A 15,274-nucleotide genomic window follows, 5' to 3' on the forward strand; every position below is an offset into this window, starting at 1 on the left:
TCACACACGCTGTACTCGCCAGTGTTGGCTCCTGAGGAGACGCAAACACACTGGTTATAGGATCAAGCCTTACGGGCAATTAGTATCAGTTAGCTCAATGCATTACTGCACTTACACACCTGACCTATCAACGTCCTGGTCTGGAACGACCCTTCAAGGGGCTCGAAGCCCCGGGGATATCTCATCTTAAGGCGAGTTTCCCGCTTAGATGCTTTCAGCGGTTATCTCTTCCGAACATAGCTACCCGGCGATGCCACTGGCGTGACAACCGGTACACCAGAGGTTCGTCCACTCCGGTCCTCTCGTACTAGGAGCAGCCCCCTTCAAATATCCAACGCCCACGGCAGATAGGGACCAAACTGTCTCACGACGTTTTAAACCCAGCTCACGTACCTCTTTAAATGGCGAACAGCCATACCCTTGGGACCGGCTACAGCCCCAGGATGAGATGAGCCGACATCGAGGTGCCAAACACCGCCGTCGATATGAACTCTTGGGCGGTATCAGCCTGTTATCCCCAGAGTACCTTTTATCCGTTGAGCGATGGCCCTTCCATACAGAACCACCGGATCACTATGACCTGCTTTCGCACCTGCTCGACTTGTCGGTCTCGCAGTTAAGCACGCTTATGCCATTGCACTATCAGCACGATTTCCGACCGTACCTAGCGTACCTTCGTACTCCTCCGTTACACTTTGGGAGGAGACCGCCCCAGTCAAACTGCCTACCATGCACGGTCCCCGATCCGGATCACGGACCAAGGTTAGAACCTCAAACAAACCAGGGTGGTATTTCAAGGACGGCTCCACGCAAACTAGCGTTCACGTTTCATAGCCTCCCACCTATCCTACACAGATCGGTTCAAAGTCCAATGCAAAGCTACAGTAAAGGTTCATGGGGTCTTTCCGTCTAGCCGCGGGGAGATTGCATCATCACAAACACTTCAACTTCGCTGAGTCTCGGGAGGAGACAGTGTGGCCATCGTTACGCCATTCGTGCAGGTCGGAACTTACCCGACAAGGAATTTCGCTACCTTAGGACCGTTATAGTTACGGCCGCCGTTTACCGGGACTTCAATCAAGAGCTTGCACCCCATCATTTAATCTTCCGGCACCGGGCAGGCGTCACACCCTATACGTCCACTTTCGTGTTTGCAGAGTGCTGTGTTTTTATTAAACAGTCGCAGCCACCAGTTTATTGCAACCTCTTCACCCTCCTGGCGCAGGCCAGTCAAGCTACAGAGGCGTACCTTATCCCGAAGTTACGGTACCAATTTGCCGAGTTCCTTCTCCCGAGTTCTCTCAAGCGCCTTAGAATACTCATCTCGCCCACCTGTGTCGGTTTGCGGTACGGTCATCGTTAGACTGAAGCTTAGAGGCTTTTCTTGGAACCACTTCCAATTGCTTCGCTCCCGAAGGAGCTCGCGCCACGCCCTTGAATTACGCACCCGGATTTGCCTGAGTGCCTTCTCCAACGCAGCGACCGGGACGTCCAACACCCGGACAACCTTCCGCGATCCGTCCCCCCATCGCATCTAACAATGGTGCAGGAATATTGACCTGCTTCCCATCAGCTACGCATTTCTGCCTCGCCTTAGGGGCCGACTCACCCTACGCCGATGAACGTTGCGTAGGAAACCTTGGGCTTACGGCGAGGGGGCTTTTCACCCCCTTTATCGCTACTCATGTCAGCATTCGCACTTCCGATACCTCCAGCACGCTTTTCAACGCACCTTCGCAGGCTTACGGAACGCTCTCCTACCACACACGTGTCTTTCAACGTGTATCCGCAGCTTCGGTGACTGGCTTGAGCCCCGTTACATCTTCCGCGCAGGACGACTCGATCAGTGAGCTATTACGCTTTCTTTAAAGGGTGGCTGCTTCTAAGCCAACCTCCTGACTGTTTTAGCCTTCCCACTTCGTTTCCCACTTAGCCAATCTTGGGGACCTTAGCTGGCGGTCTGGGTTGTTTCCCTCTTGACACCGGACGTTAGCACCCGATGTCTGTCTCCCGTGATTGCACTCTTCGGTATTCGGAGTTTGCTATGGCGTAGTAATCCGCAATGGACCCCACAACCATGACAGTGCTCTACCCCCGAAGGTGATACACGAGGCACTACCTAAATAGTTTTCGGAGAGAACCAGCTATTTCCAAGTTTGTTTAGCCTTTCACCCCTATCCACAGCTCATCCCCTAACTTTTCAACGTTAGTGGGTTCGGTCCTCCAGTACGTGTTACCGCACCTTCAACCTGGCCATGGATAGATCACTTGGTTTCGGGTCTACGCCCAGCAACTGATCGCCCTGTTCGGACTCGCTTTCGCTACGCCTGCCTTAATCAGTTAAGCTCGCTACTGAACGTAAGTCGCTGACCCATTATACAAAAGGTACGCCGTCACCCGTTTCCAGGCTCCGACTGTTTGTATGCATGCGGTTTCAGGATCTATTTCACTCCCCTCCCGGGGTTCTTTTCGCCTTTCCCTCACGGTACTGGTTCACTATCGGTCGATCACGAGTATTTAGCCTTGGAGGATGGTCCCCCCATCTTCAGACAGGATTTCACGTGTCCCGCCCTACTTGTCGTACCCCTAGTTCTTCCATACTGTTTTCGTCTACAGGGCTATCACCTGCTATGGCCGCGCTTTCCAGCGCCTTCGACTAACAATACAGATAAAAGGTACAGGCTGATCCCATTTCGCTCGCCACTACTCTGGGAATCTCGGTTGATTTCTTTTCCTGCGGTTACTTAGATGTTTCAGTTCACCGCGTTCGCTTCGCTAAGCCTATGTATTCAGCTTAGGATGACCCATACGGGCCGGGTTTCCCCATTCGGATATCGGAGGATCAAAGCTCGTTTGCCAGCTCCCCTCCGCTTTTCGCAGGCTACCGCGTCCTTCATCGCCTGTGATCGCCAAGGCATCCACCACATGCACTTGTTCGCTTGACCCTATAACGAGTGTGTCTGCTTGCGCTTGTCACGTCCCGCTATAGGCTGAGTATTCGCGTTGTGCCGTATTCCAAGTCATCATTTAAGATCACTTTTCATACTCGATACAATCACTACCCTGATGCCCCTACTCACACCCATCTCTAAGTGCTTTCAGTGCATCTCTCTACTACTTCTTCCAGATTGTTAAAGAACGTTTAGCCGACAAGCTACTTCACTGCCCGCGACATCAACTGGCTACAGTCGCCAATGCACAGCGCTCGGGGTCGAACGCTGTGCATTGAAGACTCAAAGGTCATGCGTGGTGGAGGATGACGGGATCGAACCGACGACCCCCTGCTTGCAAAGCAGGTGCTCTCCCAGCTGAGCTAATCCCCCCTGTCATACATCCCGACTCGTGGTGGGTCTGGTTGGATTCGAACCAACGACCCCCGCCTTATCAAGACGGTGCTCTAACCGACTGAGCTACAGACCCTTAGCCTGTCTTCTACAACAGCCGATAAGCGTGAGCGCTTGAATGCACGGTACTGTGTGCGAACACCCAGTACCTTCGTGCGAAGCTCGAGAAAGGAGGTGATCCAGCCGCACCTTCCGATACGGCTACCTTGTTACGACTTCACCCCAGTCATGAATCCTACCGTGGTGACCGTCCTCCTTGCGGTTAGACTAGCCACTTCTGGTAAAACCCACTCCCATGGTGTGACGGGCGGTGTGTACAAGACCCGGGAACGTATTCACCGCGGCATGCTGATCCGCGATTACTAGCGATTCCAGCTTCACGCAGTCGAGTTGCAGACTGCGATCCGGACTACGATCGGTTTTCTGGGATTGGCTCCGCCTCGCGGCTTGGCAACCCTCTGTTCCGACCATTGTATGACGTGTGAAGCCCTACCCATAAGGGCCATGAGGACTTGACGTCATCCCCACCTTCCTCCGGTTTGTCACCGGCAGTCTCCCTAGAGTGCTCTTGCGTAGCAACTAAGGACAAGGGTTGCGCTCGTTGCGGGACTTAACCCAACATCTCACGACACGAGCTGACGACAGCCATGCAGCACCTGTGCGCCGGTTCTCTTTCGAGCACATCCACCTCTCAGCGGACTTCCGACCATGTCAAGGGTAGGTAAGGTTTTTCGCGTTGCATCGAATTAATCCACATCATCCACCGCTTGTGCGGGTCCCCGTCAATTCCTTTGAGTTTTAATCTTGCGACCGTACTCCCCAGGCGGTCAACTTCACGCGTTAGCTACGTTACTAAGGAAATGAATCCCCAACAACTAGTTGACATCGTTTAGGGCGTGGACTACCAGGGTATCTAATCCTGTTTGCTCCCCACGCTTTCGTGCATGAGCGTCAGTGTTGGCCCAGGGGGCTGCCTTCGCCATCGGTATTCCTCCACATCTCTACGCATTTCACTGCTACACGTGGAATTCTACCCCCCTCTGCCACACTCAAAGCCTGCCAGTCACCAATGCAGTTCCCAGGTTAAGCCCGGGGATTTCACATCGGTCTTAACAGACCGCCTGCGCACGCTTTACGCCCAGTAATTCCGATTAACGCTCGCACCCTACGTATTACCGCGGCTGCTGGCACGTAGTTAGCCGGTGCTTATTCTTCCGGTACCGTCATCCCCACCCGGTATTAACAGGTAGGTTTTCTTTCCGGACAAAAGTGCTTTACAACCCGAAGGCCTTCTTCACACACGCGGCATTGCTGGATCAGGGTTGCCCCCATTGTCCAAAATTCCCCACTGCTGCCTCCCGTAGGAGTCTGGGCCGTGTCTCAGTCCCAGTGTGGCTGGTCGTCCTCTCAGACCAGCTACAGATCGTCGCCTTGGTAGGCCTTTACCCCACCAACTAGCTAATCTGCCATCGGCCGCCCCTCTAGCACGAGGTCTTGCGATCCCCCGCTTTCTTCCGTAGATCGTATGCGGTATTAATCCGGCTTTCGCCGGGCTATCCCCCACTACAGGACACGTTCCGATGTATTACTCACCCGTTCGCCACTCGCCACCAGGGTTGCCCCCGTGCTGCCGTTCGACTTGCATGTGTAAGGCATGCCGCCAGCGTTCAATCTGAGCCAGGATCAAACTCTTCAGTTCAAACCCTGTTACTGTTTTTCGGTTCCGTTAAGAACCGGTCGCTCACTCAACGTACTGACGATGATTGCTTCCATCCGAAGATGAAATAACCTTCCTCTATACTTCGTGTGAGACTCTTGATACTTTTGCTTTTGCTCCAGCCCCGAAAGACTGAAACCGCACTCGCATCAAGCGCCCACACTTATCGGCTGTTAGTTTTTAAAGAGCACATCGCACACCGCCCGGAACCACTTCACTACAACCACCCGGACCGTTTTGCGTCGCTGCATCAGCAGCAGAGAAACGAGATTATGAAGAATCTTTTTCTCCTTGTCAACACTATTTTTCTGCTTTCGCTTCGAAAAGTACCGACTTGGAGGCCGCCCGTTTCGCTGGCGGCGCTCGTCATGCGACGAGGGGCTGAATATTAGGCCGCGCAGATGCGAATGACAAGGCGGTGAAGCAACTTTTTTGCAAACGCTTCAATGCGCCGGTTTTGCGCTGCCGAGCAGCGCCTCAAGCGGCACGGCAGCAGCCATCGCCGCGTACCCCAAATCGCTCGGATGGATGTGATCGCCGCTATCGAACTGACGCCGAAGCTCATCAGGGCGAGCCGGGTCGCGGAGCGCTTCGTCGAAATCGATCACGCCGTCGAAGGCGCGGCTTGACCGGATCGAAGCGTTGACCGCCGTGCGAATCGCTTCGCGCTCGGGCGGAAGCAACGCCGGCGTGAGCGTCGCGCCATAAATCTTGATTCCACGCTGATGTGCCTGCGCAATCAGCCGCTGATACCCGCGAAGCAGCGCGTCTGCATTCAACTCCGTGTGCGGCGCATCGCAATCCAGCCCGGTATGCGCGGGCATGGCAGCGAAATTGATGTCGTTGATGCCGATCAGCACAATAATCGCCCGCACGCCCGGCTGTCGCAGCGCGTCGCGTTCGAAGCGACTGGCAAGCGCCTCGCCGTAACAAGCCGAGTTGCTCAGCAGCCGGTTTCCGCTGATCCCCGCATTCACGACGGCCATCTGTCCGTTGCTGGCGCGCGCGAGACGCTGACCCAGCGCATCCGGCCAGCGGCGGTTGGTGTTTGGCGTCGAGCGCATGCCGTCGGTGATCGAATCGCCGATCGCCACGACTGTTTGAGCCGTCGGGCTCTCGATCGAGACGTTGGTCAACCACGCGTACTGCGTGAACTTCGTGCGGAACGACGCGGCGGAGGCATCCTCGACGTGATTGCCCGGCATAGATATGAAGCTCGTTTGGCTCGACACGCGATGCCACGCCACTAGTTTCTGGTCCTTGCCCATGAACGTGCTGACCGTCATCGGCTGAAACGCGCCGATGTCGAAGTTCACCGGATCGCTGACCGCCTGCATTCCCGGTGCGATCGTCACGCTTTTATGGCCGTCGAACGAAACAGGACGCGCGCTCTTTGCGTCGATGCCCGCCGTACTCCCCGAAACCGCGCGCGCAACGCTCATCGATTCGATCACGAGCGGCTCGGTCCCGTAGAGATTGCTGAGTCGAAGCCGCATCTGCTTGCCGGAAAGCTGCGGATAGATCACTTGCCGGACCGTTCGCCCCGCGACGTCCGGCGCGCGATAAAGCGGCGGAAGGTTCGCATGTTGGGGAATCGCCTGCAGCGCGGTGCCCCACGCGCTCACCCAGCGCGAAGTATCCGGCGTGCCAGCGGTCTCAGCGGACCTCGCTGGCGCGACAAACGACGTCTGAAAGGTCAGTGCAGCCGCACAGATCGCGGCGAAAACTCGGAATTTCATGGGCGACGGCGTTCGGGCAAAGGCTGAATTGTGCCTGAACGTCACAAATCGGCGCGCTTCACTTTGGCCTATATCCATGGAAAGGCCCGTCGAATTCCAAAAGCCTCACAATGCACGCAATTCACACTCGCCGATTCCAACCGGACGGCGCACCGACACATCATCATGCAATCTAAAAACACACTTTCTCCGACACCACGCCTTGAATGGGAGGAGGACGGCGAAAACCGCTCGGCGCGCTGGCGCTCCGAAAGCGGCAATCAGCCGCCCAAGCGATGCGTGATCGGCGACGATCAGATGACTGCGGACCACGCCTACCGTCTGGCCTCCGAAGGCGTCGCCATTCTCTGGCGCGGCGATTTCCAGAACGCGCGGCAACTGCTTCAAGCGATTGCCCGGCGGATCGACAACAAGCCGCGCAAGAAGAAGGAAGCCGCGCCGGTCTCGCCGATCGATATGTTCAACCTGCATCGTCTGGCGCAATCGCAGCGCGCGCGGACGCTCGCGATGCTCGTGCTTCCGCTCGACGCGCAGTACGTCATTCCCTTGCGCCGCGCGCCGGACGTGCGGGAAGCGTGCGAGGAAGCTTACGGTCCCGCCGACGAACCTTCCATCGTCTCGCTGCGCGAAGTGCTCGGTCTGGTCGGCGCGCACGAGTGGCGCAAGAAAGGCGTCGAGATCGGCGCTGCGGGCGGGCGCATCCATCCGTATTACGGCGTGTTCTCTCCGGTGCGCGGGGAATATATCGAACTGGTGGCGAGCCAACATTTGCCATCGACGACGCTCGCCTTCGACATCGGCACGGGAACCGGCGTGCTTGCGGCGGTATTGGCGCGGCGCGGCGTCGAGCGCGTGATCGCGACGGACATGGACGCCCGCGCTCTCGCCTGCGCGCGGGAAAACGTATCGCGACTCGGCCTGACGAAACAAATCAATGTCGTCGAAGCCAATCTGTTTCCGGAAGGCCGCGCGCCGCTGATCGTTTGTAATCCGCCGTGGCTGCCAGCGCGTCCGAGTTCGGCTATTGAGCACGCGATTTACGACCCCGAAAGCCGCATGCTGCGCGGATTTCTCGAAGGACTGCGCGCGCATCTGACGCCCGGCGGCGAAGGCTGGCTGATCCTGTCCGACTTCGCGGAGCATCTTGGTTTACGCACGCGCGCGCAGTTGCAGGAATGGATCGATGGCGCGGGGCTGAAAACGGATGGACGAATCGATATCAAGCCGCATCATCCGCGCGCGGCGGACAAGAGCGATCCACTTTACGCGGCGCGCTCGAAGGAAGTGACGTCACTCTGGCGGCTGGTCGCTGCCTGATGCCAATAAGGCGCGCTCGTGGAGCCACGCGAGCGCACCTTCTCCTGCCACCAAGCCACTCGCGAAACAGGCCGTCAGCAAATATCCGCCGGTCGGCGCTTCCCAGTCGAGCATTTCACCGGCGCAAAACACGCCGGGCATCGCGGTGAGCATGGAGCGCGCGTCGAGCGACTCGAATTTCACGCCGCCCGCGCTGCTGATTACTTCGGCAATCGGGCGAGGTCGAAGCAAACGCAACGGCAACGATTTGATGCGCGAAGCAAGCGTTTCTAGATCATTGAACGTGTCTTTTGGCAGGCATTCGCGCAAAAGTCCGGCTTTGACTCCGCTCAAATGCAAGCGGCTCTGCAAATGACTCGACAACGAACGTGCGCCGCGCGGATGCATCACTTCGTCACGCACGCGTTCTGCGGATAGTTGCGGCGTCAAATCGAGCAAAATGCCTGCGCCCGCGGCGATCAAATCGCGGATCTGCGCAGACAGCGCGTAAATCAGACTGCCCTCGAGCCCGTTCTCCGTCACGAGACACTCGCCGACGCGCCATTCGCCGGGCGCGATGCCGATTGCCACGGACTTCAGCGGCTCACCGGCGAATCGGTCACGGAAAAGCGGCGTCCAGTCGACATCGAAACCGCAATTCGATGGCACGAATGGCGCGACATCCACGCCGCGCGCGGCAAGATGCGTCAGCGCGCCGCCATCCGAGCCGAGTTGCGGCCAGCTTGCGCCGCCGGACGCGAGAATCAGCGCGTCATGCTTCACCAATTTCTCGCCGTCAGGCGTGGCGAAGCGCGAGACCGACGCATCGTCGCCCGCCCAGCCGAGCCATCGATGACGCATATGCAGCCGCACGCCCGACGCACGTAGCCGATGCAACCACGCCCGCAGCATCGGCGCGGCCTTCATGTCGGTGGGAAACACGCGGCCCGAACTGCCGACGAACGTTTCCACGCCGAGACCGTGAACCCATTCGCGGAGCGCGTCGGCATCGAAACGGTCGAGCAGCGGCGCAATGTTTTCCCGACGCGCGCCATAACGCGCGCGAAAAGCGTCGGCGGGCTCGGAATGCGTGAGGTTCATGCCGCCCTTGCCCGCCATGAGGAACTTGCGGCCGACGGAAGGCATCGCGTCGAACACATCAACGCGCGCGCCGCCTGCCGCGAGCGCTTCCGCCGCCATCAGTCCAGCCGGGCCGCCGCCGACGACGGCGACATTTACCACCTCCGCGCTTTCCAAAGACCACATAGCAATCAATTAGAGAAAGAGAGGCAACATTGTCGCACCCGACCGGCCGCCGCGCCCCCAAAGCGTCGAAACCCCGATCCGTAAATCATTAATAAATAACAAAAAATCATTTGGTGGACGACGCACCGCCGCGTACGATCCGGCGATTCCTTGCATAAACAACTTTTTACACTCGCCGACCATGTCCGTTTCTTTCGCGCCCGAGCGCGCCCCGGCGAACGCCAATGGCGCCGATCCGCGCCCCGTCATCCGCAATGCGGCGGATGTCTCCAACCTCGTGAATCGCGGCGCCGCCATCGGCAGCGATGCACGCGTGGTCGTCGCCATCGCGCTCGGCGGCGTTTTTCTGGATGCCTACGATCTCGGCGCGCTCGCGTTCGGCGTGAAGGACATCGCCCGCGAATTTTCTTTGACGCCGACCGGAACCGGTTTCGTCGCCTCCGCGATCACGTTCGGCGCGATCATCGGCGCGTTTCTCGGCGGATATCTCACCGACAAAGTGGGCCGCTATCGTGTGTTCATGGCCGACATGTTCTTCTTCGTCATCGCGGCGATCGCCTGCGCGCTCGCGCCGAACGCCTACGTGCTCGGCGGTGCGCGCTTCGTGATGGGGCTGGGCGTGGGCATCGATTTGCCGGTTGCGATGGCGTTTCTCGCCGAGTTTTCACGTCTGCAAGGCCGGGGCAACAAAGCCGCCCGCGTCGCGATGTGGTGTCCAACCTGGTACGCGGCGATCAGCGTGTCCTATCTTCTCGTGCTCGGTTTGTACGCCGTGCTACCCGCGCACAACGCGGGCTGGCTCTGGCGGCTGATTCTCGGTTTCGGCGCGATTCCGGCGATTGCGATCATCGTGATTCGCAGCCGTTATATGAGCGAATCGCCGGTGTGGGCGGCGAATCAGGGTGACTTGAAATCGGCTGCGGACATTTTGCAGCGTTCTTATGGCATCGATGCCCGCGTCGATTCCAGCGCAACCGCGACCGCGCCGAAAGCCCGCCGCGCTTCGTGGAGCAACTACGGCGCGCTGCTGCGCGGCGTCTATCTGCGTCGAACCGTGCTCGCGACGGTGATCGCGATTGCCTCATCCTTCGCGTACAACGCCGTCGCGTTCGGGCTGCCGGTCATCATTTCGAGCTTTCTCGCGCAGTCCGTGCTCACGACGATCCTCGCGTCCCTCGCGCTAAACCTGTGCTTCGCGTTCGTCGGCGGGCTGATTTCGGTGCGCATCGTGCCGAAGTTCGGCGCGTGGAATTTGACGGTGATCGGTTACGCGTTTCAGTTGGCGGCGCTCGTTGGGCTTGCCATCGTCGGGAAACCGGCGACGGGCGCGCAGGTCGTCGCGGCTATCGCGTTGCTTGCGCTGTTTCTGCTCGGACAAGGCATCGGGCCGGGATCGCACAGCATGACGTTCGCCTCGCTCAGTTATCCGACATCGTTGCGCGGCGTCGGCGTCGGCTTCAATCAGACGTTGATGCGCGCAAGCTCCACCGTTTCCCTGTTCCTCTTCCCGGTGCTAGCCGCCGCGCTTGGCACGAAGGTGTTCTGGATCATCGCGGCGGCGCCGCTTATCGGGCTGATCGCGCTGTTTTCGGTGCGTTGGGAACCGTCGGGTTATGACGTCGATGCGGAGGATTTCGGCGCGGCCTAGATCGAAGCGCGCGCCTTGTCACAGTCGCGCTCGCACCGATTCGCGTAGACTTGGGGCCGCTCATCCGAGCGCTCCATTAGTCCTTCCAGCCGATCACGATGACCACGATCCACGTCACGAATGGCGATTACGCGGCTCAAAACCTCACCGAAGCCCTGAAGCTCGCCGAACGCGACGAGCGCGTGTTCGCCCTGCGCGACGATCTCGCGGTCGGCCCGCTGCGCGAAATCGACGATTCTTCCTTCGCCCGCGCCGCTTTTTGGCGGCAGGTGATGAACAGTTCCGCCGATTTCGAAGACGATCTCGACGAGCAGAACGCGCTGATCGGCCGCCTCACGCGCGGCGATACGCAGATCGTGGTCTGGCACGGTCAGAGCGCGGGCGATCAACTCACGCTGCGTCGCGTGGCCTATCACCTTCGCAACGCGCCGCAGCGGTTGAACGAAGCGCGGCTCAATGAGCAAGATCTCCTTATCGTGACGAACGATACCGAGCCGGGCCGTGCGACGCGTCCGGACGGCGCGACCGCGGTCGGCATGTTCTCACCGAAGCAACTGCTCGCGAAACTGCCGAGCGCTGCGCCGATTTCGGTGCTGCGCATCAGCCGACTCGCGCTCGAATGGCAGGAGGCGAAGTACGCCAGCGCCGAAACGCGCCGCCTGCGCGACAACATGCTGGTTTCCGGAACGTGGCTCGACGTCGATGAAGCGCTGCTCTCGCTTGCCGATAACGAATGGCGTCCCGCGCGCCGCATCGTCGGCGAGGCGATGACGCGCAACTTCGACTTTGTTCTCAGCGACTCGACCGGTTTCTGGCGATGCCGCGAACTGATCACAGCGGGGCGGCTTAAAATTCGCGGCACGCCGTCGGACATCGCGCAGGCCGAAGTTCGCCGTTAATTCAATCAAGCAAGGCATTCGCCCCGACACATGGCCCGTACCCGAGCGCCCGACCACGAGACGCAACGCGACCAGATTCTCGAACTCGCCGCCGCGAAATTTGCCCAGACCAGCTATCCGAGCACGTCGATGTCCGATCTCGCCGCCGCGAGCGGCACGTCCAAAGCGCGTCTCTATCACTATTACGAGAGCAAGGAAGCGATTCTCTTCGACTTGCTCGACAGGTACACGAAGCGGCTGATGCTGATCATCGCGGAGGTGGAAGGCGCGAGTCATCGGCGTGGGTTGGGTGAGCGCGAGGCGTTCGCGGAACTGGTGCGCGCGTTTCTGGCGGAGTACGAGACCTCGCACAGCCGGCACGTCGCGCTGCTCAACGACGTGAAGTATCTGGAGGAAGCGCAGCGGCAGATCGTGCTCGACCGTCAGCGCGATATCGTCGCGGCGTTCGCGCGGCAGCTTGCGCGGGCGTATCCATCGCGCGTGGACAAAGATAATCAAACCGCGCTCACGATGATGGTCTTCGGCATGATCAACTGGACCTTCACCTGGCTCAAACCGGGCGGAAAGCTGGGATATGGCGAGTTTGCCGAGCAGGTGATCGGCATGATCGAGCATGGTTTGAGCGGGCAAACGTAAAATTGCCGCATTGCAACATGTAAATTGTTTTCAGACCAATAGAACTACTTCGTTGAATTCATTTGATTTTTATCGTTTTCACTAGCTAGTTAGAACGCTTCCTCAGACACAATTAAGGGTTTTCCCGTACTTCAATATTGGAAAGCCAGTAAAATTCATCTTGCTTTGCAGCATGCTGCACGATGAATTGAGGAGGAACCCGTGGAACTAGCCATAAACCGCACCGCCGAGCAGATCGTCGCGAGCGACCGTCCGCTGCCGGACGCCGCGCGCTTGCCGGTTCTCGTTCGCGAGCTGTCGTCCGCTGATCGTGATCGGCTGCTGACGCATTTCCTCGCGCTCGACGAAGACGACCGCTTGCTACGCTTCGGCCAGATCGTGCCGGATTACGTCATCGAAAACTACGTGCGCAATTTGAATTTCGCGAACGACACGGTGTTTGGCGTGTTCGGAAGTTCGCTCGAATTGATCGGCGTCGGTCATCTGGCGTATTTGCCTGCCGACGGCACCAAGCGCACCGCCGAACTCGGTGTCTCCGTTCTGGAGAGCGCGCGTGGCCGGGGCATCGGCACGAAGCTGTTCGAGCGCGCCGCCATGCGCAGCCGCAATACGCGCGTGTCCGAGTTGTACATGCATTGCCTGTCGCGCAACGCGAAGATGATGCATATCGCCAGGAAGTCGGGCATGAAGATCGAATACGCGTATGGCGAAGCGGATGCTTATCTCTCGCTCACTCCGGCGGATCAGTCGAGCTACATGGCGGAGATGTTTCAAGAGCAAGCGGCCGTGTTCGATTACGCGGTGAAGCGGCAGGCGCAGCGCGCGTCGCAGGTTTTTCAGGCGTTTATGCCAGCGGCTTGATTTTTCGCGCGTGCGGTTTTTAGAAGAAGGGCGGCTTGGACCGCCCTTTTTTGTGCCCGCGAATCAGCGCAATGGAAGCGCTGTTGTTTCCTTGATGCGTTCGAGCGAGAAACTGGAACGCACGTCAATCACCGAAGGATGGTGCAGCAGTTGATCCTCCACGAAGCGCGAAAAGTCGTCCATGTCGCGCACCTGCACGCGTAGCAGGAAGTCCATTTCGCCGGTCATCGCGTCGCAGGCCACAACTTCGGGCCATGAACGCACGGCTTCGCGGAACAAATCGCCGTGCGTCGGTTGCTTCGGCGCGCCCGCTGTCGCGACAGAACCGCCGCGCTTCTCCAACCGAACGTTGACGTAAGCCAGCAATCCGAGGCCGAGTTTCTTGGCATCGAGCAAGGCGACGTAGCCGCGAATCACGCCGCTTTCTTCGAGCCGACGAATGCGCCGCAAGCACGGACTCGGCGACAAATTCACCCGCTCCGCGATCTCTTGATTCGACAGCCGTCCGTTCTCCTGCAGGATGGCGAGAATGCGTCGATCTATCGTGTCGAGTTCAAGCTCGGCCATTTTCTGTCGCTCCGCGCGCGAACGTTTTCTGTCGCTCCGCGCGCGAACGTTGGCAGTAACTTGCGCATTCTGCAACTCAAGCGTTTTGTTTCGCAAGTATTTTCCAAGCCTGCCTGACTACACTGTTTCCACGATGCGCCCCGCGCGCCGCCAGCCAATCAGGAGACAGCATGACCACGACGAACTGGGACAATCCCGTCGGCACCGACGGCTTTGAATTCATCGAATACACCGCGCCCGATCCGGTCGCGCTCGGCAAGCTGTTCGAGCAACTGGGATTCATTGCCATCGCCCGGCATCGTCACAAGGACGTGACGCTGTATCGGCAAGGCGAGATCAACTTCATCATCAACGCGGAAAAGGATTCGTTCGCGCAGCGCTTCGCGCGCCTGCACGGGCCGTCGATCTGCGCCATCGCGTTCCGCGTCGCGGATGCAGCCCAGGCCTACCAACGCGCACTCGAACTCGGTGCGTGGGGCTTCGATAATCGCACCGGCCCGATGGAACTGAACATTCCCGCGATCAAGGGCGTCGGCGATTCGCTGATCTACTTCGTCGACCGGTGGCGCGGCAAGAACGGCGCGCAGCCGGGCAGCATCGGCGATATCAGCATCTACGATGTCGATTTCGAACCGATTCCGGGCGCGCAGCAGAACCCCGTCGGCCACGGGCTGACATACATCGATCACCTCACGCACAACGTGCATCGCGGGCGCATGGTCGAATGGGCCGAGTTTTACGAGCGCCTGTTCAATTTCCGCGAGATTCGGTATTTCGACATCGAAGGCAAGGTGACTGCCGTCAAGTCGAAAGCGATGACTTCGCCCTGCGGCAAGATCCGCATTCCGATCAACGAAGAAGGTTCGGAAAACGCCGGCCAGATTCAGGAATATCTCGACGCGTATCACGGCGAAGGGATTCAGCACATCGCGCTCGGCACCGGTGATATTTACGAGACCGTCGATGGACTGCGCGCTTCGAAGATCGCGCTGCTCGACACCATCGACACGTACTACGAACTCGTGAACCGGCGCGTGCCGAATCATGACGAATCCATCGAGGAACTCAAAAAGCGGAAGATTTTGATCGACGGCGAAAAGGACGAAATCCTTCTGCAGATTTTCACGGAGAACCAGATCGGGCCGATCTTCTTCGAGATCATCCAGCGCAAGGGAAATCAGGGTTTCGGCGAGGGCAACTTCAAGGCGTTGTTCGAATCGATCGAACTGGATCAGATGCGGCGCGGCGTGCTGAAAGACACGAGCGCTACTTGACGCCAAGCTTCACGCAGCAAAAAGGGA

At 58.7% G+C, this 15,274-nt stretch carries 9 protein-coding genes, 2 tRNA genes and 2 rRNA genes; 6 read left to right on the plus strand and 7 right to left on the minus strand.

The window, feature by feature from the left end; translation table 11 throughout:
• Positions 1–58: 58 nt before the first annotated feature.
• From ACZCWR_RS00895 to ACZCWR_RS00915, 5 genes are all read right to left on the minus strand, one after another.
• Positions 59–2,945, minus strand: a 23S ribosomal RNA gene (locus tag ACZCWR_RS00895).
• A 302-nt stretch (positions 2,946–3,247) separates the two neighbouring features.
• Positions 3,248–3,323, minus strand: a tRNA-Ala gene (locus ACZCWR_RS00900).
• A gap of 20 nt (positions 3,324–3,343) precedes the next feature.
• Positions 3,344–3,420: transfer RNA gene (locus tag ACZCWR_RS00905), tRNA-Ile, on the minus strand.
• Positions 3,421–3,511: 91 nt separating this feature from the next.
• Positions 3,512–5,043: ribosomal RNA gene (locus ACZCWR_RS00910) — 16S ribosomal RNA — on the minus strand.
• The 16S and 23S rRNA genes sit together here with 2 tRNA genes alongside, the layout of an rRNA operon.
• A gap of 461 nt (positions 5,044–5,504) precedes the next feature.
• Positions 5,505–6,800 carry an SGNH/GDSL hydrolase family protein gene (locus tag ACZCWR_RS00915; RefSeq protein WP_487301881.1) on the minus strand — a complete coding sequence of 432 codons (1,296 nt, stop codon included), beginning with the start codon at positions 6,798–6,800 and terminating at the stop codon, positions 5,505–5,507.
• 165 nt (positions 6,801–6,965) lie between these two features.
• Here ACZCWR_RS00915 and ACZCWR_RS00920 point away from each other — a divergent pair, with 165 nt between their 5' ends.
• Positions 6,966–8,117, plus strand: a complete 1,152-nt coding sequence (locus tag ACZCWR_RS00920) for a methyltransferase (RefSeq protein ID WP_487301882.1) — start codon at positions 6,966–6,968, stop codon at positions 8,115–8,117.
• Here ACZCWR_RS00920 and ACZCWR_RS00925 read toward each other — a convergent pair.
• The gene (locus ACZCWR_RS00925; RefSeq protein ID WP_487301883.1) at positions 8,091–9,362 is read right to left on the minus strand and encodes a TIGR03862 family flavoprotein; all 1,272 of its coding nucleotides are present in this window, start codon (positions 9,360–9,362) and stop codon (positions 8,091–8,093) included. The two genes, ACZCWR_RS00920 and ACZCWR_RS00925, sit on opposite strands and share 27 nt — an antisense overlap.
• A 181-nt stretch (positions 9,363–9,543) precedes the next feature.
• Here ACZCWR_RS00925 and ACZCWR_RS00930 point away from each other — a divergent pair, with 181 nt between their 5' ends.
• The 4 genes from ACZCWR_RS00930 to ACZCWR_RS00945 all read left to right on the plus strand — a co-directional run bounded on the left by ACZCWR_RS00930 (position 9,544) and on the right by ACZCWR_RS00945 (position 13,406).
• Positions 9,544–11,010, plus strand: a complete 1,467-nt coding sequence (locus ACZCWR_RS00930) for an MFS transporter (protein ID WP_487301884.1) — start codon at positions 9,544–9,546, stop codon at positions 11,008–11,010.
• 98 nt (positions 11,011–11,108) lie between these two features.
• Positions 11,109–11,909, plus strand: coding sequence for a DUF1835 domain-containing protein (locus ACZCWR_RS00935; protein ID WP_487301885.1), 801 nt, complete (start codon positions 11,109–11,111; stop codon positions 11,907–11,909).
• Positions 11,910–11,939: 30 nt separating this feature from the next.
• Positions 11,940–12,545, plus strand: a complete 606-nt coding sequence (locus tag ACZCWR_RS00940; RefSeq protein ID WP_487301886.1) for a TetR/AcrR family transcriptional regulator — start codon at positions 11,940–11,942, stop codon at positions 12,543–12,545.
• A 201-nt stretch (positions 12,546–12,746) separates the two neighbouring features.
• Complete coding sequence (locus ACZCWR_RS00945) at positions 12,747–13,406, plus strand: GNAT family N-acetyltransferase (protein WP_487301887.1); 660 nt, start codon at positions 12,747–12,749, stop codon at positions 13,404–13,406.
• 63 nt (positions 13,407–13,469) lie between these two features.
• On the opposite strand, the gene ACZCWR_RS00950 is transcribed toward ACZCWR_RS00945, so the two are convergent.
• Positions 13,470–13,973, minus strand: a complete 504-nt coding sequence (locus tag ACZCWR_RS00950) for an Lrp/AsnC family transcriptional regulator (RefSeq protein WP_487301888.1) — start codon at positions 13,971–13,973, stop codon at positions 13,470–13,472.
• A 170-nt stretch (positions 13,974–14,143) separates the two neighbouring features.
• On the opposite strand from ACZCWR_RS00950, the gene hppD reads away from it, so the two are divergent.
• Entirely contained in the window at positions 14,144–15,247 is a 1,104-nt protein-coding gene (hppD, locus tag ACZCWR_RS00955) for a 4-hydroxyphenylpyruvate dioxygenase (protein ID WP_487301889.1), read from the plus strand.
• The last annotated feature ends 27 nt before the right edge of the window (positions 15,248–15,274 follow it).

Source organism: Caballeronia sp. A2-2, assembly GCF_057612605.2.